The 20,712-nt window shown below is 74.1% G+C and carries 12 protein-coding genes; 9 read left to right on the top strand and 3 right to left on the bottom strand.

Annotated features, from left to right (window positions below):
* Positions 1-32 precede the first annotated feature (32 nt).
* Together BS83_RS38290 and BS83_RS38285 are read right to left on the bottom strand one after the other, a co-directional pair.
* The gene (locus BS83_RS38290) at positions 33-671 is read right to left on the bottom strand and encodes an SIMPL domain-containing protein (RefSeq protein ID WP_037607905.1); all 639 of its coding nucleotides are present in this window, start codon (positions 669-671) and stop codon (positions 33-35) included.
* 244 nt (positions 672-915) lie between these two features.
* On the bottom strand, positions 916-3,645 hold the full coding sequence (locus BS83_RS38285) for a lysylphosphatidylglycerol synthase transmembrane domain-containing protein (protein ID WP_037607904.1): 2,730 nt from the start codon (positions 3,643-3,645) through the stop codon (positions 916-918).
* 225 nt (positions 3,646-3,870) lie between these two features.
* Between BS83_RS38285 and BS83_RS38280 the strand changes: the two genes are divergently transcribed.
* The 5 genes from BS83_RS38280 (at position 3,871) to BS83_RS38260 (ending at position 13,739) form a co-directional block, all read left to right on the top strand.
* Positions 3,871-4,218, top strand: a complete 348-nt coding sequence (locus tag BS83_RS38280) for an MGMT family protein (protein ID WP_037610859.1) — start codon at positions 3,871-3,873, stop codon at positions 4,216-4,218.
* Between the two features lie 198 nt (positions 4,219-4,416).
* On the top strand, positions 4,417-8,253 hold the full coding sequence (locus BS83_RS38275; protein WP_063774312.1) for an ATP-dependent helicase: 3,837 nt from the start codon (positions 4,417-4,419) through the stop codon (positions 8,251-8,253).
* Between the two features lie 67 nt (positions 8,254-8,320).
* Positions 8,321-9,079 carry a hypothetical protein gene (locus tag BS83_RS38270; protein ID WP_037607902.1) on the top strand — a complete coding sequence of 253 codons (759 nt, stop codon included), beginning with the start codon at positions 8,321-8,323 and terminating at the stop codon, positions 9,077-9,079.
* 60 nt (positions 9,080-9,139) lie between these two features.
* Positions 9,140-12,382 (top strand): ATP-dependent helicase, encoded by a 3,243-nt coding sequence (locus BS83_RS38265; protein WP_051944933.1) that lies wholly within the window; start codon positions 9,140-9,142, stop codon positions 12,380-12,382.
* A 160-nt stretch (positions 12,383-12,542) separates the two neighbouring features.
* Entirely contained in the window at positions 12,543-13,739 is a 1,197-nt protein-coding gene (locus tag BS83_RS38260) for a PP2C family protein-serine/threonine phosphatase (RefSeq protein WP_051944930.1), read from the top strand.
* A 181-nt stretch (positions 13,740-13,920) separates the two neighbouring features.
* Here the strand turns inward: BS83_RS38260 and BS83_RS38255 are convergent, their stop codons facing one another.
* A complete protein-coding gene (locus BS83_RS38255) occupies positions 13,921-14,859 on the bottom strand; it encodes an endonuclease/exonuclease/phosphatase family protein (protein WP_198035390.1) in 939 nt (312 codons plus the stop codon).
* Positions 14,860-14,921: 62 nt separating this feature from the next.
* Between BS83_RS38255 and BS83_RS38250 the strand changes: the two genes are divergently transcribed.
* The 4 genes from BS83_RS38250 to BS83_RS38235 all read left to right on the top strand — a co-directional run bounded on the left by BS83_RS38250 (position 14,922) and on the right by BS83_RS38235 (position 20,712).
* A complete protein-coding gene (locus BS83_RS38250; protein ID WP_037607901.1) occupies positions 14,922-15,530 on the top strand; it encodes a PadR family transcriptional regulator in 609 nt (202 codons plus the stop codon).
* The gene (locus BS83_RS38245; protein WP_037607899.1) at positions 15,527-16,321 is read left to right on the top strand and encodes an ABC transporter ATP-binding protein; all 795 of its coding nucleotides are present in this window, start codon (positions 15,527-15,529) and stop codon (positions 16,319-16,321) included. The genes BS83_RS38250 and BS83_RS38245 overlap by 4 nt, the downstream gene beginning before the upstream one ends.
* Positions 16,318-19,158: an FtsX-like permease family protein gene (locus tag BS83_RS38240; RefSeq protein WP_037607898.1), complete on the top strand. Its 2,841-nt coding sequence runs from the start codon at positions 16,318-16,320 to the stop codon at positions 19,156-19,158. The genes BS83_RS38245 and BS83_RS38240 overlap by 4 nt, the downstream gene beginning before the upstream one ends.
* 105 nt (positions 19,159-19,263) lie before the next feature.
* Positions 19,264-20,712: a dipeptidase gene (locus tag BS83_RS38235; protein ID WP_051944927.1), complete on the top strand. Its 1,449-nt coding sequence runs from the start codon at positions 19,264-19,266 to the stop codon at positions 20,710-20,712.

Raw genomic sequence — 20,712 nt, 5'->3', positions numbered from 1 at the left:
CCACCTGCGGGGGAGCGGCCGGCGTTCGCCGTTCAGGGAAGCAGGGCGAAGCCGAGCAGCACCGCGGCCTCGACGCGGACCGCGCCGGGCGTGAACGTGCCGTCGTTCTCCGGATCGCCGCCGATCCGGCTCCCGTGGCTGCGGATCCCCATGGACTCGGGGTCCACGTCCTGAATGTGGATCACCGAGCCCAGCCGCACGCCGCACGCCTCGGCGTAGACCTCCGCCTTCCGCCTGGCTGCTGCGACCGCCCTGCGCCGCGCCTCGTCGCGGAGCGCGGGCTTGTCCAGCACGTCGAAATGCACGTCGTCCACGCGGTTCGCGCCGGCCTGCACCCCCTCGTCGATGAGGCGCTCGAGCCCGTCGAGATCCTCGGTCCGCACGGTGTAGGTCGCTTCGCAGCGGTAGCCGAGGAAAACCTGTTCCGCGCCGTACCCCTTGAAACTGGAACGGAGCGCGAGACGAGATCCCGACACATCCGCCTCCGCGATCCCGCGCTCCCGAAACACCGCGCGGAGCCGGGCGACCGCGGCGCCGGCCTGGGCGAAGGCCTCCTTCGGCGTTGCCGCCACGAGGTCGACGGCGAGCTTCACCTCGGCGACCTTCGGTTCACCCGACACATGCCCGGCACCCAGCACACTGAGCCCCCAGGGCTCCCTGATCTCAGCCATCCGAGGATGGAAACACCGACACCCCTCCGCCGCAACGGATTACCTGGAGCGCCACGGGTCCCGGCCCCGAGGCTCCCCGGGTTTCACCGGGCGTGGGCGCCCGTCCGCCGTGAGCGCGCCCGACATCGCGGCGCGCCTGGGCGACCACCCGCAGACGGCCCGTCAGCGGCTCTTCGGCCCGGCGCCGGGCGAGGCCGGCGCCCGTTGTGAACGCGGGATCGCAGACCGGGTGGCTTCCGGCGGCCTACAGACCGCCCTTGCGCTGGAGGTAGCCGAAGCAGAGCCAGCCGGGGAGGACGGGGAACCAGAAGGTGAGGATGCGGAACATCAGCACCGCAGGACCGGCGATCGATCCGGGGACCCCCGCAGCGGAGCTGAGCAGCAGGATCAGCGCCGCGTCGATCGTGCCGATGCCGCCGGGGACCGGCACCGCCGAGCCCGCCGCGTTGCCCGCGAGGTAGACGACGGCGATCGCGGCGAAGCCGGCCGAGCCGCCGAAGGCGCGGACGCAGGCGTCGAGGCAGGCGATGAAGGCCAGCGAGACCAGGATGACGCCGCCGAAGCCGGTGGCCAGCTTCGAGGGCGTGCGCAGCAGATCGAGCATGCGCGGGATCACGCCGACGAACAGCGCCCGCAGCTGTTGGACGAGCCAGCGCCGCAGCGGCGGGATCGCCGCGATGATCAGGACGACCACCGCAGCCACCAGCACGACCGTGATCACGGTCCGCGCCGAGGGCACGTCCGAGCTGCTGGCCGTGCCGGCGATGAAGCCGAAGCCCAGCAGCAGCAGGATGTGCATGCCCAGGCCGACCAGCTGCGAGGCGCCGACGCTGGCCACGGCCTGGCCGGGCCGGACGCCGGCCCGCTGCAGGAAGCGGGCGTTCAGGGCGACGCCGCCGACGGCGGCCGGGGCGACGAGCTTCACGAAGGAGCCCGCCACCTGGGCGGCGATGGTCCGCCAGAAGGGCAGCTGCTCGGGGACGAAGCCGGCCAGGCTCATCGCCGCGCCGACGTAGCTCAGCGCGGAGGCGCCCGCCGCGACCGCGATCCAGGCCCACTGGGCGTGCGCGAGATGGGTCAGCGGGTTGTTGGTCAGCTGGCCGACCAGCAGGTACGCGGCGAAGGCGCCCGCGATCAGGCTGATCAGGGTCTTCGGCCTGAGCCTTTCGAGCTTGGCGGGCTCGACCGGGGCCTGCGGCACCAGCTCCAGGATCTCCTCGCGGATCAGCGACAGCAGATCGGCAGGGTCCGGGTTGGCCTCCAGGGCCTCCTCGACCTTCACCCCGGTGGCGATCATCGCGTCCCTGGCGGCCTGCACCTCGGCCTTGCGATGCCGCTGATAGAGCTTCAGGTCCTGACGGGTGGACCGGCTCAGTCCGACCGGCTGGAGCATCGGCAGCGCCGCCGCGGTCCGGTTGGTGCCGAGCACCTCCGTCGCCGAGGTGACCGCCCGCTCCGGGCCGACCCGCAGCGCGACGGTGGTGAGCAGCTGGGCCACGTCCATGCGCAGCGCCATCTCACCGGCCGCGATGTCGCCGCCGGCCAGGTTGACCAGGCAGGTGCCGTCGTCCTCGGTGACCAGCAGCGCTTTGCCGGTCAGCTGGCGGTGCGCGATCCGCCGGTCGTGCAGGGTCCGGACCGAGGTCCAGGCGTCGACCAGGATCTTGTCGGTGATCTCCTCGTCGGGGATGTCGGCGAAGGCCCGGCCCTCGATCCGCTCGTAGACGAGGATCACCGCGTCCGGGCCCAGCTCGGACGTGGCGATCAGGTGCGGCGAGTGCGCCCCGGCGGCGTTGGCCGCGTAGGCGATCAGCGCCTCCTGCTCCAGCGCCTGGCGCAGCGACTGCGGACTCGAGCGCGTCGCCACCGCGCGCAGCCGCAGCCGTCGCCAGAACCGGTAGAAGAAGCCGGAGGCCTGCTGCTCCCTGTCGATCACGTGGACGTCGAGCGGCGGGCCGACCTGCTGGACGACGAGGTAGCGGCGGGTGCCCTCGGGGCCGTCGGGGGAGCGGTGCGCGGTGATCGGGTCGAAGCCGACCTTGCGCAGACCGGCCAGCAGGTGCTCGCCGGTCGGCCTGACGTTGGGACTGCCGACCGCGTAGAGGGTGCCGTAGGCGACGGTCAGGCCGAGCAGGATGGTGATGGCGATCGACAGCGGCGTGGTGTTCCCGCTGACCAGCTCTGAGAGGCTGTCGAGCAGGACCACGAGCCAGAGCGCGACTCGCCAGCGTGGCCGGCTCGACATGCCCACGGCCGTCATGTAGGCGATGACCGGCGTCAGGTAGCCGTGGACGGGGTCGGAGTTGTTCACGACCAGGGCCGCCCTGATCGACTCCGGCGCCGCGCGTACGACCCACAGGTCGATGCCGAGCGAGAGGCCGTGCGCGAGGACCGCGGCGAGGACGCCGTCGGCGACGCGGAGGCCGTCCCGCTTGATCAGCCGTTCGACGGCGAAGGCCACGGGGACGATCAGCACGGCCGCGGTGGAGAAGAAGCTTGTGATGGTGACCAGGAAGCCGGGGAGCCTGGTCGCGCCCGAGGTGATGTCCGTGGTCAGCCCGGTGGTGGTCGACTTGGCGATGCTGGCGAGCACGAGCACGCCGGCGATGCCGAGCAGTCCGAGCAGGAAGCGCAGCAGGTCGGAGGGGCGGTGCGCGCGGGCGGCGAGCAGCGGCTCGTTGACCGCGACGGTGACCTGCTCCTGTCCGTCGAACTCGTCGGGGTGGGTGACCCTCGCGGGAGGCGGAGCAGGCTCGGACGAGGAGCGCTCCGACATGGTCGGCTCGGACACCAGCAGCTCGGGTGCGCCGGACCGGCGGGCCGGCGGCTTCGGGGAGGAGTTCACCGGGCCAGGGGAGGAGGCGGAACGCTTCACCAGATCGACGACCGGCTCGGACGGAGGCTCTGCCGCGGTTTCGGGCATGCCTCGGGACGCGTCGGCGGACTGATCCGCGCTCGCGCTCGATCCGGTCATCTGTACCTGTATGCCTTCTGTCCGTCCGCCTGCCATCGTCCCCTCAGGGTCCCCTCAGGTCATTCAAGGGTGGCACGGTCGGATCGAGCACGTGGCGGTGAGGCCTTCCCGAGCCGACCCTCGGCGGATGCTACATTCCCCCGGCCGGGTGAGCGAGGAGGTTCCGCACCGGTCTCCCCCGTGGGTGTCGCGGTGCCGCACACGCTGTCGGAGGTGTGCGCCAGAATGCTGGATGTGAGCGAAGAGGCGCCCGGGACGGAGCTTCCGCCGTATGCGGAGCGTGTGCTGGAAGTAACAGAGATCATTCCGGCCGGACGAGTGATGACCTACGGGGACGTCGCCGAGTACCTGGGCGAGGGCGGTCCGCGGCAGGTCGGACGGGTGATGGCGCTGTACGGCGCGCCGGTGCCGTGGTGGCGGGTGATCCGTGCGGACGGCCGGCTGCTGCCGGGCCACGAGCTGCGTGCGCTGGAGCAGTACCGGGTCGAGGGCACGCCGCTGCGTGAGGTCGCCGGACAGCACATGCCGCGCGTGGACCTGCGCCGGGCCCGGTGGGACGGCCGCCCCGAGTGAGGTGCGAGCGCACCCCGAGCCGTTTGATACGTACGGGTCAGGGGGCGGCGGCTGCGGCCGGAGCAACGTGACGAATCCCGCGAAGCGGGGGACAGAGCAGGGGTTGTCGGGGCAGGATCGTAGGCTCGCTACCGGACGGAGTGCGTGAGGCGCACCCCGTCCCTCCGCGCAGCCGCAGTTCTTCCCCTGGACCACGCCATGACCAGCTCCGTTCCCGCCGGCGCGTACCGCCTCGTGCGCGAGCCGGTCACGCCTGCGGCCGTCCCTGCCCTGGACGGCTACCAGCAGGCGGTCGTGGACCATCGCGGCGGTCCGCTGCTGGTCCTCGCCGGACCTGGCACGGGCAAGACCACCACGCTGGTGGAGGCGGTCGCCGCGCGGATCGCGGAGGGGGTCCCCGCCGAGGAGATCCTGGTCCTCACCTTCAGCAGGAAGGCCGCCGTCGAGCTGCGCGACCGGATCACCGCCCGAGTGGGCGGCGGCGCGGTGCCGCAGGCGACGACCTTCCACTCCTTCTGTTACGCGCTGCTGCGCGCGCACCAGGAGCCGGACCTCTACGCGGAGCCGCTGCGGCTGCTCTCCGGTCCCGAGCAGGACGTGATGGTCCGTGAGCTGCTGGCCGGTGGTGCCGAGGACGCCCGGCACGGCCAGGGGCTCGACTGGCCCACCGAGCTGCGTGCCGCCCTGACCACCCGCGGGTTCGCGGACGAGGTCCGTGCGGTGCTGGCCCGCGCGCGCGAGCTCGGCCTGGGCGGCGAGGCGCTGGCCCGCTTCGCCGCAGGGGTGGGCCGGCCCGACTGGCAGGCGGCGGCGGGCTTCCTGGCGGAGTACCTGGACGTGCTGGACCTGCAGGGCGTGCTCGACTACGCGGAGCTGGTGCAGCGCGCGGTGCTGCTGGCCGAGCGCCCGGAGGTGGCGGAGCAGCTGCGGCGCTCGTTCCGGGTGGTCTTCGTCGACGAGTACCAGGACACCGACCCGTCCCAGGTCCGGCTGCTGCGCGCGCTGGCCGGAGACGGCCGGGAGCTGGTCGCGGTGGGCGACCCCGACCAGTCGATCTACGCCTTCCGTGGCGCGGACGTCAACGGCATCCTCGACTTCCCGCACCGCTTCCCGAAGGCGGACGGCACCCCCGCGCCGATCCGGGTGCTGCGCGTCTCGCGGCGGGCGGGCGCCCGACTGCTGGCCTCCAGCCGGGTGCTGGCCGAACGCCTCCCCGCGGGGCGGCTGCCCGCGGCGGCGCTGGAGGCGCACCGGCGACTGCTCCCCGCGCGCGAGGGCGGCGCGGTGGAGATCCTCACCTTCCCCACGCCCGGCGCCGAGCTCGACAACATCGCGGACCTGCTCCGCCGCGCGCACCTGGAGCAGGGGATGCCGTGGGGCGACATGGCGGTCCTGGTCCGCGCCGGCGCCCGCTCCCTGCCGGGGCTGCGCCGCGCACTGACCTCCGCGGGCGTCCCCGTGGAGATCGACGGCGACGACCTCCCCCTCAACGCCGAGCCCGCGGTGGCCCCCCTTCTCACCGCCCTCCACGTCTGCGCCCTCTCCGCCACCCGCGCCCGCCGCCTCGCCGCCGGCCAGGACCCCGACGCACCGCCGTTCGCGCAAGCGCCCTCCGACGCCCCCGCCCCGTCCGCGCCGACGCCCGCCACCGGTGCCGCAGCTCTCGACGGGTCACCGACCGTCCCCGGCCCGCGTGACGGATCGACACTCCCCGATCCCGAGGCCACGGCTCTCACCGACGCCTCCGCCCCGATCGGCCGGCTCGCCCAGGGTGCCTCCGACGCGCAGACCACCGGGGCCGGGGCGGAGCTTCCTGCCGACGGCGTCCTCGGGGGCGCGGGTCAGGTCGGTGAGCCCGGTGCGGGTGCCTTCGGCTCGCGCACCGCCGGGCCCGTGGCGGAGCTTCCTGCCGACGGCGTTCTCGGCGGTGCCGGCCAGGACGGCGGGTTCGACCCGGGGGCCGCGGACCCGCAGGCCGCGGGGAGCGGTGAAGCGGGCGAGTCGGAATTCCTTGCGGCTGACGCCTCCTCCGGCGCCGCCGACCCGGGTGTCTTCGGCTCCCTGGCCGAGGCGCCCGCCGAGGTGGAGTCCGACGACCCGCTGACCGCCGAGCTCGCGCAGCAGCTGTTGACCGGGCCGTTGGCCGGGCTCGACGGAGGGGATCTGCGGCGGTTGGGGCGTGTGCTGCGGGAGGAGGAGCGGGCGGAGCTGCGGGGGCTGCCGGCGGAGCGGCAGCGCGCGGTCAGATCGGCGGAGGCACTGGTCAGGGAGGCGTTGGCGGAGCCCGAGCGGTTGGCCCTGCTGCCCGGGCACGCCGCCCGGCGGGCCAGGGACCTCGGGCTGCTGCTGCGCAAGGTCCGCGAGATGCTGGCCGGCGGCGCCACCGCCGAGGAGGCGCTGTGGGCGCTGTGGGAGGCGAGCACGTCCTGGCGTGAGCGGCTGGAGCGCGCCGCGCTCCGCGGCGGCGCGGCCGGGCGGAACGCCGACCGGGATCTCGACGCGCTCTGCGCCCTGTTCGAGACCGCGGCCCGCGCCGAGTCCCACGCGCACGGCCCCCGTGGAGCGTTGAACTTCCTCGCCGAGCTGGAACAGCAGGACATCGCCGCCGACACGCTCTCCGGTCGCGCCGTCCGCGCCGACGCGGTCCGGCTGATGACCGCTCACCGCGCCAAGGGCCTGGAGTGGCCCCTGGTCGTCGTCGCCGGCGTGCAGGAGGGCCTGTGGCCCGATCTGCGCCGGCGCGGCTCGCTGCTGGAGGCGGACCGGATCGGCGTCGACGGCCTGGCCGAACCCATGCCGTCGGGCGCGCTGCTCGCCGAGGAGCGTCGCCTCTTCTACGTCGCCGTCACCCGCGCGAAGGAACGGCTCGTCGTCACCGCCGTCCAGGCCGCCGCCGAGGACGGCGACGAGCCCTCGCGCTTCCTGCGCGAGCTGTACCGCGAGCGCCCGGACGGTACCCGCGTGCCGGAGGTCAGGGTGGAGGACGTCGCGCACCGGCCGCGGCGTGCGCTCTCCGTCGCCGCGCTCGTCGCGGAGCTGCGGGCCACCAGCGTCGACGTGACGGCCTCGCCCGCCCTGCGTGAGGCGGCGGCGGAGCGGCTGGCCAGGCTGGCCGTGCTGACCGACGAGGACGGCGTGCCGCTCGTCCCGGCGGCCGATCCGCACCGCTGGTGGGGGATGGTCGACGTCACCGAGAACGCCGAGCCGGTCCGCGATCCCGCCAAGCCGGTGGAGCTCTCCGGCAGCGCGCTGGAGTCCGTCGACGCCTGCGCGCTCCAGTGGTTCCTGGGCCGCGAGGTGCGGGCGCAGGAGGCGTCCAGCGGTGCGCAGGGCTTCGGCAACGTGGTGCACGTCCTCGCCGAGGAGGTCGGCGCCGGCCGCACGCCCGCGGACCTGGACGTGCTGATGGCCCGCCTGGACCGGGTCTGGGACGCGCTGGCCTTCGACGCGCCGTGGAAGTCCGAGCAGGAGAAGGGGGAGGCCCGCGCCGCCCTGGAGCGCTTCCTGGTCTGGCACGCGGCCGAGCGCGGCCGGGTGCCGGTGGGTACCGAGCAGCCCTTCGACGTGGAGCTGAAGGCGGGCCCGTACGCGGTCCGCATCCGGGGCACGATGGACCGCGTCGAGCGGGAGGAGTCGACGGGCGCGGCCTACGTCGTCGACTTCAAGACCGGCCGCCGCACGCCGACGCAGAGTCAGGTCCTCGCCCATCCGCAGCTCGGGGTCTACCAGCTCGCCGTGCGCGAGGGAGCGGTGGACGAGGTCTTCGCGACGTCGGAAGGCGGGCACCCCGAGCCGGGCGGCGCCGAGCTGGTGCAGCTGCGCCAGCCCGCGTCCAAGGCGGAGCCGGACGCTCCGCGCGTCCAGAGCCAGGCGTCGCTGTCGGAGGGCGGCGAGTGGATCGAGGGCCTGTTGGCCGAGGCGGCGGACCGGATCGTCCGCGAGCGCTTCGTGCCGACCACGGGGGACCAGTGCGGTCACTGCTCCTTCCACGGCAGCTGCTCCGCCCGGCCGGAGGGGCGCCAGGTCGTCGAGTAAGGGCCGGACAGGGGGTCTGTGCGAGCATGTGCGCTCTCACAGACTGATCACCAAGGATTCGGTTCGGATGACGATGTACCAGCGCATACCCGCCGCGGCTGTCGCCTGCCTCGCGCTCGGCCTGGGAACGACGGCCTGCTCGTCGGCCGCTGCCCCGACCCCGCCCGTGAAGGTCGCCGGGGCCGACGCGAAGACCGCGAGCGCCGCGCCTGCGGGCTCCGCCGACCCCCTGGCAGGGATGCCGCTGACGGCGATCGTGGCCAAGGCCAAGGCGAACATGCTCGCCCTCACGTCCATGCACTTCGTCACGCACTTCACCGACCCGGCACAGCCGAGCTGGGACATCCACGAGATCCCGGGCCGGGGCTGCGCGGGAACGCTCACGGCGGGCGTCGGTCACGGCTCCGTCGACCTCGTGGTCGACGGCAACAAGGCGTGGATCAAGCTCGAAGGCGAGGCGTTGAAGGAGCTGGGCGCGAACGCCGAAAGGGCACGGGGCAAGTACCTGGCCGTGTCCTCCGCCACGTCGGGGAAGTTCGCCTCGGTGATCGCCGCCTGCGACATGGGCAAGAGTGTGTTCGCGCAGATGAACGACGCGCAGGGGCTGACCCGCGGCGCGGTCGTCACGGTCGACGGGACTCCCGCACTGCAGCTCAAGGGGGACGGAGGCATCACGGTCCTGGTCAGCGACTCGGCGAAGCCGTACCTGCTGTCCTTGACCTCGCCGGGCGCCGACGGGGGCACGGTCAGCTTCTCCGAGTTCGACAAACCGGTCGACCTGACGCCGCCGCCCGCCGCGGCGGTGGTCACGGCACCCGGAGCGTGAGCCGCCGCCGAGCCGTCACGCGTGCGTCGACTGTCGGCGGGCCGCGCTAGCGTGTGAGGCATGCCCGGCCCCCTGACCAGTCCCGAGCAGCTCAAGGAGCTGCTCGGGATCCCTTTCACCGCGGAGCAGCTGCGCGCGATCACCGCGCCGCTCGCGCCCGCGGTGATCGTCGCGGGCGCGGGGTCGGGCAAGACCACGGTGATGGCCGCCCGCGTGGTGTGGCTCGTGGGCACCGGGCAGGTCCGGCCCGAGCAGGTGCTCGGGCTGACCTTCACCAACAAGGCCGCCGCCGAGCTCTCCGAGCGCGTGCGGAAGGCGCTGCGCCAGGCCGGGGTCGCCGAGCCCGAGCCGGAGCCCGGCGGGCAGGCCGGAGCCGAGCTCGGCGAGCCCGAGATCTCGACCTACCACGCCTTCGCCGGCCGGCTGCTGCAGGACCACGGACTGCGCATCGGTCTGGAGCCCGACGCCAGGCTGCTCGCCGACGCGACCAGGTTCCAGCTCGCCGCGCGGGTGCTGCGGCAGGCGCCCGGCCCGTACCCGGCGCTGAAGGACGGCGTCTCCTCGCTGATCGCCAAGCTGGTGAAGCTCGACGGCGAGCTCGCCGAGCACCTCGTGGAGCCGGAGCGGCTGGCCGCCTACGACACCGCGCTGCTGGCCCGCCTGGACGGGGTGAAGCTCAGCAACGAGGCGCTGCGCGCCGTTCCCGTCGCGGCCGAGGCCAGGCGCGAGCTGACCGAGCTGGTCACCCGCTACCGCGCGCGCAAGCGCGGCGCCCAGCTGATGGACTTCGGCGACCAGATCGCCGCCTGCGCACAGCTGGCCCGGACCAGACCCGAGGTCGGTGTGCTGCTGCGGGAGCAGTACGCCGTCGTGCTGCTGGACGAGTACCAGGACACCTCCGTGGCCCAGCGCCTGCTCCTCGCCGGGCTCTTCGGCGACGGCAGCGGCCACCCGGTGACCGCCGTGGGCGACCCCTGCCAGGCGATCTACGGCTGGCGCGGGGCGTCGGTGGCCAACCTGGACGAGTTCCCGCACCACTTCCGCCATGCGGACGACACCGCCGCCGCGCGCTACTCGCTCAGCGAGAACCGCCGTTCCGGCGGCCGGCTGCTCGCCTTCGCCAACGAGTTGGCCGCGCCGCTGCGCGCGATGCACGAGGGCGTCGCCGCCCTGCGCCCGGCGCCGGGGGAGGAGCTGTCCGGCGGGATGCGCTGCGCCCTGCTGGAGACGCACGAGGGCGAGATCGCCTGGCTCGCCGACAGCATCGCGCACCTGGTCCGCACCGGCACCGCGCCGGGCCGGATCGCGGTCCTGTGCCGCGGCGGGCGGGAGCTCTTCCCCGACGTGCACGCCGCGTTGGTCGAGCGGGACGTGCCGGTCGAGGTCGTCGGCCTGTCCGGGCTGCTGCACCTGCCCGAAGTCGCCGACCTGGTCGCCACCTGCGAGGTGCTGCAGGATCCGACGGCCAACGCGGCGCTGGTGCGGCTGCTGGTCGGACCGCGCTGGCGGATCGGACCGCGCGATCTCGCGCTGCTCGGGCGCCGTGCCCGCGATCTGGTCAGGGTGGCGTCCGCGCCCGACGGCGGGGCGGACAAGCTGGCCGAGGCCGTCGCGGAGGCCGATCCGACCGAGATCGTCTCGCTGGCGGACGCGCTGGAGTCCTTCCTCTATCCCGGCCAGGCCGGCGAGCCCGAGCTGCCCTTCTCGGCCGAGGCGGCCGTCCGTTTCGAGCGCTTGGCCGCGGAGATCCGCGAACTGCGCCGGGCGCTGGCCGAGCCGCTGATGGACGTGCTGCACCGGGTGCTCACCGTCACCGGCCTGGAGGTCGAGCTCTCCGCCTCGCCGCACGCCCTCGCGGCCCGCCGTCGCGAGACTCTGTCGGCGTTCCTCGACATCGCCGCCGGATTCGCCGACCTCGACGGAGACCCTTCACTCGGGGCCTTCCTCGGCTTCCTGCGCACGGCACAGGAGTACGACCGCGGCCTGGACAACAACCTGCCGGGCGGGGAGGACACCGTGAAGGTGCTCACGGCCCACAAGTCCAAGGGCCTGGAATGGGACGTCGTCTTCGTTCCCGGCCTGGTCAAGGGCGCGTTCCCGAGCGGCACCGGGCGCGAGAGGTGGACCGCCCGCGCGGAAGTGCTGCCGCACGCCCTGCGTGGCGACGCCGACTCGCTGGCCGCCGATCCGGCGTGGACGGCGGCGGGGCTGAAGGCGTTCGAGGCGGAGATGAAGCGGCATGCGGCCACGGAGGAACTGCGCCTGGGCTACGTCGCCTTCACCCGCCCGCGCGCCCGGTTGTACGCGTCGGGCCACTGGTGGGGGCCGACGCAGAAGCGCCCGCGCGGGCCGTCGGAGTTCCTGACCGCGCTGCGTGAGTTCGCGGAGGAGCGGCCGCAGAGCGGCGCGGAGATCGAGGCATGGGCCGAGCAGCCGGCCGAGGGCGCGGCCAACCCGGCGCTGGACACCGGCGTCGAGCACGCCTGGCCCCTGCCGCTCGACGCGGCCGCCCAGGCGGCGCGCCGGAGCGCCGGTGCGCGGGTGCTGGCCGGTCCGCGCGGCGAGGAGTCCCCTTCCGTGGAGACGCCCGAGGAGCGGCGCACGGTCGCCTCCTGGGACCGCGATCTCGAACTGCTCTCCGCCGAACTGCGGCGGGCCCGCAGCCGGACACGGGAGGTGCCGCTGCCGCGCTCGCTGTCGGCGTCCCAGCTGCTGCGCGTCGCGTCCGATCCGGAGGGCTTCGCCCGCGAACTGGCCCGGCCGATGCCGCGTCCGCCGCAGCCCGCAGCGCGGCGCGGCACCCGCTTCCACGCCTGGGTGGAGTCGCGCCTGGCGGTGGAGCCGCTGCTGCTGCTCGGCGAGGACGCGCTGCCGGGCCTGGACGACTCCGGCATCGAGGACGAGCGTGAGCTTGAGCGGCTCAAGGAGGCGTTCCTGCGCAGCGAGTACGCCGCGCGCACCCCGCATCGGGTCGAGGAGCCGTTCCAGCTGCTGCTCGGCGGCCGGGTGGTGCGTGGCCGGATCGACGCGGTCTACCGCACGAAGGACGGCTTCGAGGTGGTCGACTGGAAGACCAACCAGCGCGAGACGGCCGACCCGCTGCAGCTGGCCGTCTACCGGTTGGCCTGGGCCGAGCGGGAGGGTCTTCCGCTCGATCGGGTCTCCGCCGCGTTTCTGTATGTTCGCAGTGGAACGGTGGTGCGGCCCGGGGCGTTGCCGGGACGTGAGGCCCTGGAGGAGCTGCTCGACACCATTACTCCGAATGGGGAGCAGATAGGTGGAGTAGCCACGGAGGCTTTGTGAAAGGACTGTGCAGCCTGTCCATTTCGCGCCTAATGTGGGGTCGTTAACCAGTCAACTTCGATCCAATTTTGAACTAATTCTGGCCGCGGTAGGGCGTCCCGTCGGGCCGCCCCGACTCGACACCCAGCCTCATTGCACAGCGCCCGCAGGAGAGACGACGTTGACTGCCGCCGGAAGGTTCCGCCACCTCAGCCGTTGGGGCCGGTGGGTACTGCTGCTGCCCTTTCTCGGCGTGGTGGTGGTCTTCATACTCGACCGGACCAGCAACAACCCGAACGTGACCTTCGAGCCCGCGCTGACCGCGGGCCCCGCGCTGGCGGCCGTGGTGAGCAACAGTCTCTGGTTCCCGCTGCTGGTGGGCGGGGTGACCATCGGGGAGGCCTTCGGCATCGCGGCGGAGGACCGCACCATGTCGGCCTCCGTGCACACGGCCAGCGTCCTGGCCATCGTCCTGATCAGCGCGATCGGCGCGGCGAGCGTGATGCTGCGGAACCGGCAGGAGCGGGCGCTGGCCGACGCCAGGCTGGTCTCCGAGGTGGCCCAGCGCATCCTGTTGCGCTCGATCCCGGAGCGGATCGGCCCGGTCCGCGCCGCCGTGCACTACGCGGCCGCCGCGGCGCACGCCCGCATCGGCGGTGACCTGTACGAGGTCGTGCAGACCCGCTACGGCGTCCGGGCGGTGATCGGCGACGTCCGGGGCAAGGGCCTGGCGGCGGTGGAGACGGCGGCCGCGATCCTCGGCGCCTTCCGTGAGGCCGCGCACCAGGAGCCTGCCCTGGACAAGGTGGCCGCCTGGCTGGCCGACAGCCTCGGTCGCGCCCTGCACGAGAACGGCGGCGAGCACGAGGGCAGCGACGAGGAGTTCGTGACCCTGGTCCTGGTCGGCGTCCGCCCGGACGCGGTGGTCGAGATCGTCAACTGCGGCCATCCCGCCCCGCTGCTGCTGCGCAGGGGCACTCCGGTGCGCTTCCTCGACCCGCCGGCGAACGTCCCGCCGCTCGGCGTCCTGGAGCCGGAGGACGTCGTGGCGCCGATCCTGCGCTTGCCGCTGCAGGAGGAGGACCGGCTGCTGCTGTACACCGACGGCGTGATCGAGGCGCGCAACAGCTGGGGCGTCTTCTACCCGCTGGCGGAGCGGGTCCCCGACTGCGCGAGCGCGGACGCACCGGCGGTGGTCCTGGACCGCCTGCACGAGGACGTGCGTCGGCACGTCGGTCACCAGCTCGGTGACGACGCCGCGATGCTCCTGCTCCAGTACGCGCCCGTCCCCACCCCGGGGACCGCCCTCGCGGTCCGCTCCGTCGTCCACCCCCGCGCGGTCCACGACCGCAGCACGCCCCAGGGCCGCACGGACTGAGGGGCGCAGCCTTCGCGAGAGGGCCGGGTGCGCTGCCCTGGGGACGCGGGGCTCTCCTTGATCAACTGCGAGCGCGAGAACCACCCGCGATGGACGACCCTGCGCATGCGCGTTCGGCGACCCACCACCTCGGTGGCTTGTCGCGCGGGCAGTTGATCAAGCACGGCTCGCGCCCCGAGGGTCAGCGGCTTGCTTCGGGGAGGGAGAGCTGGACCAGGAGCGGGCGGTGGTCGGAGACGCTCGTCGTCGGCGTTTCGATGCGCTGGACCGCGGTGCGGGGCACGCCCACGGCGAGGACGTGGTCGAACTGGACGGTGGGCTTGTGGGCCGGGTAGGTGGGGGTGCGGGCCAGGTCGCGCCAGCCCTGGAGGCGACCCCGCGGTGACGCCGCCCGCAGCGGGCGGCGGGTCCGGAGCCGGCTGCCGTCGACGACCGAGGCTCCGCCGAGGACGGTCCGGGGGACCGGGCCGATCAGGTTGAAATCGCCGAGCAGCAGATACGGCGCGGGCAGGTCCGCGATCCAGCGCCGCATCCCGGCCAGCTGGCCCATGTTCCAGCCCGGGACGAAGGAAAGGTGCGCCGCCAGGGCCGTGAACGGACCGGCCGGACCCTCCAGCACCGCGGCCAGTGCCGCACGCGGCTCGTCGGGTACGGGGGTCAGTCCGCGCCGCCCGGCGACGCGCAGCGGCAGACCGAACGGCGCGGCGGGAAAGCGCCGGGCGCGCCAGTGCAACACCGGGAGGCGGGTGACCAGGGCGGTCCCGTAGGCGGGCTGGTCCACGTCCCGCTCGGAGCTGTCGGGTCCGTAGACGCGAAGCGCGGTCGCGTCCGGCGCGTGCACCCAGCCGGCGACGGGCGCGGGGCGTCCGACGACCGCGGCGGCGAAGCGGTGGTCGCGCGCGCCGAGCGCCTTCGCGGCGACGGCGGCCTGGTCGACGAGGCCGGAGCGTTCCTGGAAGCGGTCGACCTCCTGCAGTGCGAGCACGTCCGCGTCCAGCGCGGCGATCGCCTCGGCCAGCGGCGCGGCGGGGTCCTCCGCATGCAGGGGGAGCGGCCTCCCGTGGGCGTCCATCGGCTGGCCGTGCAGGAGGTTGAACGTCGCGATCCGCAGCTGACTCACGGGTCGAACCTACGCCAGAGGGGGCTTGTCGCGGGGATGCATACTCGGTATACATACGCGGTATGTCGATCCGTCACGGACTGCTCGCCCTCCTCGACGAGGGACCTCGCTACGGGTACCAACTCCGCTTGGAGTTCGAATCGCGGACAGGTTCGACCTGGCCGCTGAACGTCGGTCAGGTCTACACGACCCTGGGCAGGCTGGAGCGCGACGGCCTGATCGAGCCGGACGGCGAGGACGCCGAGGGACACGTCTTCTACGCCATCACCGAGCCGGGACGGGCGGAGCTGAGCTCCTGGTTCGGGACTCCGGTGCGCCGGGACAGCCCGCCGCGCGACGAGCTGGCGATCAAGCTGGCCATGGCCGTCACCGTGCCCGGCGTGGACGTGGCCGCCGTGGTCCAGGCGCAGCGCAGCCACACCATGCGGGCGCTGCAGGACTACACCCGCCTCAAGGCCGGTGCGCTCGGCGCGGCGGGGGATCCCGAGCCGGCCCAGGGCAAGGAGCTGGCCTGGCTGCTGGTGCTCGACCAGCTGATCTTCCAGGCGGAGGCCGAGCTCCGCTGGCTGGACCACTGCGAGACCCGCCTCCTCCGTGCCGCGGTCCAGCGACCCGCGGCTCGGACGGCGGAGGCCGTGAACCGACCCGTCGCGAAAAGGGGGAAGAAGTGACGTCACAGCGAGGGGCGGCGAACACGCAGGTGCTGCGACTGCGGTCGGTCTCCCGGGTTCACGGGCGGGGCGCCGCCGAGGTCCACGCCCTGCGCGAGGTCGACCTGGTCGTCGGCGCCGGCGAGTTCGTCGCCGTCATGGGACCGAGCGGCTCCGGCAAGTCCACCCTGCTCACACTCGCCGGCGGGCTGGACGCCGTCACCTCGGGCCAGGTCCTGGTCGAGGGGCAGGAGCTCCGCTCGCTCTCGCCCAAGCGCCTCGCCGCCGTGCGGCGGCGCTCGATCGGCTACGTGTTCCAGGACTTCAACCTGATACCGGCGCTGACCGCCGCCGAGAACGTCGCCCTGCCGCGGGAGCTGGACGGACTGTCCATGCGCAGGGCCCGGGCCGAGGCGCATGCGGCGCTCGCCGAGATCGGCATGGCCGAGCTGGCGGACCGCTTCCCCGAGGAGTTGTCGGGCGGCCAGCAGCAGCGGGTGGCCATCGCCCGGGCACTGATCGGCGACCGCCGCCTGGTGCTCGCCGACGAGCCCACCGGAGCGCTCGACTCCGGCACCGGCGAGGCGGTCCTCGCCGTCCTGCGAGCGCGCTGTGACGCGGGCGCGGCGGTCGTGATGGTGACCCACGAAGCCCGTCACGCCGCCTGGGCGGACCGCGTGGCCTTCCTGCGGGACGGACGGCTCGTGGACCAGACCGTGGCCGCCTCGGCGGAGTCGCTGCTCGCGGCCCCGACCGGCACGGGCTCCGGCGCGGGCTCCGATACGGGCTCCGGCGTGGGTGAGGGACGGTGAGCCTCGGTTCCTGGCGGGTGGCCCTGCGCCTCGCCCGTCGTGACGCGCTCCGCGCCCGCGGTCGCAGCCTGTTGGTGATCGCGATGGTCGCACTGCCGGTCGCGGGGGTATCGGCAGCCGACATCGTGGCCCGGAGCAGCGCGCCGACCGTGGCGCAGCGCGAGGACCGGGCACTCGGCGGGGCCCAGGCGAGCATCGCCCCGGTGACGCCTGGCCGGCCGCTGGCCCAGACGCCGGACGACACGACCAGCGGGGACCTCTCGGACGGCGCGGCGTCGCCCGCACCCGCTCCGACCGCCGGCCCGGCGTCCGTTCCGACCGACCCCGTGGCCCTGCTGCGGTCGGTGCTGCCGGCCGGGGCCAGGCTTATCCCGCACGACAGCACGGCCCGTCAGGCGACCACGGCCTCGGGGCAGGACACCGTCACGCTCGAAGGCCTGCCCCTCGGCGATCCCGTGTCCCGTGGCATCACGACCCTGGTGCGGGGGCGGGTGCCCGGGGCCGCCGACGAGACCGTGGCCACCTCGGCGTTCCTGCGCGACTCGGGGCTGTCCGTCGGGTCGGTCACGCGGCTCCTGGCCCCCGGCGGGGCGAGCGGCACCGGAGCGCAGGGGGGCAGCGGCGGCACGCCGCTGCGCATCGTGGGCGAGGTCGAGTACCCCGGTGACCTGAGGCGCTCCGCCCTGGTGGTGAGCCCCTCGGCGTTCGCCGCGCTGAGTGTCGCCTCAGGGACGGAGGGCGCGCCGGACGTGGACACGGTGTACCTCGTCACGCTCCCGGGCGGAGCGCCGTTCACCTGGGCCGAGGTGATGAGGGCCAACCGGGCCGGCTTCACGGTGAACTCGCGCGCGGTGCAACTCTCCCCACCGCCGGACAGCGAGGTGCCGTTCTACCGGGCCACCCCGCGCGGCGACTTCGTCACGACCGGGGGCGGTGCCGCCACGACGGCGGAACTCGTGGTGGCGATGGCCCTGGCGGAGATCGTCCTGCTGGCCGGACCCGCGTTCGCGGTCGGCGCGCGTCGCTCGCGGCGGCAGTTGGGGTTGCTGGCGGCCGCAGGCGGCAGCCGGGCCCATGTGCGCCGGGTCGTGCTGGCGGGCGGAGCGGTGCTCGGCGCCGTCGGGGCGGTGACCGGGCTGCTGGTCGCGACGGTCGCGGTGGCCCTGGCCAGAGGCCCGATCGAGGAGCACACCGGGGCGCGGTTCGTCGGCATCGTGCTCCGTCCACTGGACCTGGCCGGCATCGTGCTGATCGGGTTGGCCACCGGCCTGTTGGCGGCCATGGCCCCGGCGATCCAGGCCGGACGGCAGGCGGTGGTGGCCGCGCTCACCGGGCAGACCGGTACCAGGCCGCCCGCCGTCTGGATCACTGTGGTGGGCGCGCTGGCCGCGACCGGGGGAGTCGTCCTCGCGCTGCTGAGCTCCGCGCGGCTCGACGCCTCCGACGGCATCGCGGCCGGGTCGGTCGTCGCCGAGTTGGGCCTGGTCCTCTGCACCCCGTTCCTGGTGGGCCAGTTCGGGCGCATCGGCCGATGGCTGCCGCCCGGGCCCCGGCTGGCACTGCGCGACGCGACGCGTCACCGCGGCAGGACGGCGCCTGCCGTCTCCGCGGTCATGGCCGCCGTCGCCGGCGCGGTCGCGATGCTCGTCTACGCCACGAGCCTGGACGCGCAGGCCCGGTCCGACTACACGCCCTCCATGCCGCGCGGCGGTGTGGAGCTGCTGGATCCCGATTCCCAGGATTTCGGCACCCTCGCCCGGCAGGCGGCCGCCGTGGAAGGGGCGATACCGGGGCTGGGGACCCGTGCGCAGGAGCGGCGGCTCGGCTTCGGCGCGGACTGCGGGCAGCGCGCGACCGCTCGGCTCCAGCAGTGCGGGAACGTCGAACTCACCGTCCCTCCCGCCCAACGCTGCCCGACCGGCGGCGCTGCCGCCACGGACCCGCGCTGCCGACCGGTCCGCATGTCACGCGCCGGCCGGCCCCTGGTCGAGGGTGACGCGGCGACCCTGCGGGCGTTCACCGGATCGCGCGATCCGGCGGCCGTGAGGGCACTGGCCGAGGGCCGGGTCGTCGTCACCGACCCGCGTCTCCTCGACCACGGGCAGGTGACGCTCAGCGTCACGCTCATGCCGCTGGTCGGGGCGACCGGGCAGGACGTGGTGCCGGACGCGAAGGAGGTGCGGCTGCCCGGTGTCGCGGTGCGGGTCCCGGTCGACGGCGTGCAGGCCGTCGTACCGGACGCCGCCGTGCGCTCCGCCGGACTGACCGCCTACCCGCTGGGCTTCGCGTGGCTGCCCGACCACGTGCCGAGCGCCGCGGAGCGGCAGCGGGCGGCGGCCGGTGTCGGGCACTTCACCCAGTCTGCGAGCCTCACCGTGGAACGGGGCTTCCAGCCCCAGTACTCGGCCCTGGTGCTGGGCCTGCTCGGGTCGGCCACCCTGGTCGCCGTCGCGGCCGCCGGCATCGCCACCGGTCTGGCGGCGGCGGACGCGCAAGGTGATCTCGCGACGCTCGCCGCCGTCGGGGCCGCGCCCTCGCTGCGGCGCAGGCTCTCCGGCTTCCAGTGCGCGGTGATCGCCGCGATGGGGGCGCTGCTGGGCCTGACCGGGATCGTGCCCGCGGCCGCGGTCTGGCAGAACCGCGCCACGGTGACGAGCAGCGAGGGCGGGGTGCTGATGGGATCGGGAGGCCTGCCCGTCCCGCCGGACGCGAGCGGTCCGCTCGCCGTCCCCTGGATGCCGCTCGCACTGCTGGTCATCGGGCTGCCGTTGCTGGCCTGGGTGTCGGCCGCGCTGGTCACCCGCTCGCGGACGGTGCTGGTCCGGCGCACCGACTGAGTCGGTCCGCGCCCGGAACCCGGACCGCCCGCGGAGCCGAGCGGGCGGTCCACCCCCGGGCGGGCGGTGCCCGGGACCGGCTCCGTTCGAACTAGAGTCGTGCCCATGAGCCCTGCCGAAGCCCCGGACAGCGTCGTCCGCGCATACATCGACCAGCACCGTGCCGCCTTCCTCGACGACCTCGCCGAGTGGCTGCGCATCCCTTCCGTCTCCGCCGATCCGAACCGGGTGGGCGAGGTGCGCCGCTCCGCCGAGTGGCTGGCCGCGAAGCTGGGTGAGACCGGGTTCCCGGTGGCGGAGGTCTGGGAGACGGAGAACGGCGGCCTTCCTGCGGTCTTCGCCGAGTGGCCCTCGGGTGATGCGAACGCTCCGACCGTGCTCGTCTACGGCCACCACGACGTACAGCCCGCCGCGCGTGAGGACGGCTGGGCCACCGATCCGTTCGAGCCCACCGTCGTCGACGGCCGGATGTACGCGCGTGGCGCGGCCGACGACAAGGGACAGGTCTTCTTCCACACCCTCGGGGTGCGCGCCCACCTGGCCGCGACCGGGCGCACCGCGCCCGCCGTCAACCTCAAGCTGCTGATCGAGGGCGAGGAGGAGTCGGGCTCCGCGAACTTCGTCGCCCTGGTCCGTCGGCACGCCGACCGGCTCGCGGCCGACGTCGTGATGATCTCCGACACCGGCATGTGGGCGGAGACCACGCCCACGGTCTGCACCGGGATGCGCGGCGTGGCCGACTGCGAGATCAGCCTCCACGGTCCCGCCACCGACATCCACTCGGGCTCCTTCGGCGGCGCCGTCCCCAACCCGGCCGACGAGGCCGCCCGCCTGGTCGCCGCGCTGCACGACGCGGACCGGAGGGTCGCGATCCCCGGCTTCTACGACGGCGTGGTCGAGCTGACGGAGCGTGAGCGTGCGCTCTTCGCCGAGCTGCCCTTCGACGAGGACGCCTGGCTGCGCGTGGCGAAGTCCCGGGCCACCCAGGGCGAGGCGGGCTTCAGCACGCTGGAGCGGATCTGGGCCCGCCCGACCGCCGAGGTCAACGGGATCTGGGGCGGATACACCGGCCCCGGCGGCAAGACGATCGTTCCGGCCGAGGCCCACGTCAAGCTCTCCTTCCGGCTGGTTGCGGGCCAGGACGTGGACAAGTTCCAGGCGACCGTATCGGAGTGGGTGAACGCCCAGGTCACTCCGGGCATCCGGGCCGAGGTCGAGTTCCGGGGCGCGACCCGGCCCTGCCTGACGCCGCTGGACCACCCGGCGCTGCAGTCGGTGGTCCGCTCGATGGGGCGAGCCTTCGAGCAGAAGATCCTCTTCACGCGCGAGGGAGGTTCAGGTCCGGCTGCCGATCTGCAGGACGTGCTCGGTGCGCCGGTGCTCTTCCTCGGCATCTCCGTGCCCTCGGACGGCTGGCACTCGATCAACGAGAAGGTGGAGCTCGACCTGCTCGCGAAGGGCGTGGAGACCTCGGCCTACCTGTGGGCCGATCTCGCCGCGCACTGGACCGCCGGGCAGCCGACCGACGCGCAGGCGTCGGCTGGCACCAACTGA

This window comes from Streptacidiphilus rugosus AM-16 (assembly GCF_000744655.1).
GTDB classification, from domain to species: domain Bacteria; phylum Actinomycetota; class Actinomycetes; order Streptomycetales; family Streptomycetaceae; genus Streptacidiphilus; species Streptacidiphilus rugosus.
This window is presented reverse-complemented; position numbering and strand designations above follow the sequence as displayed.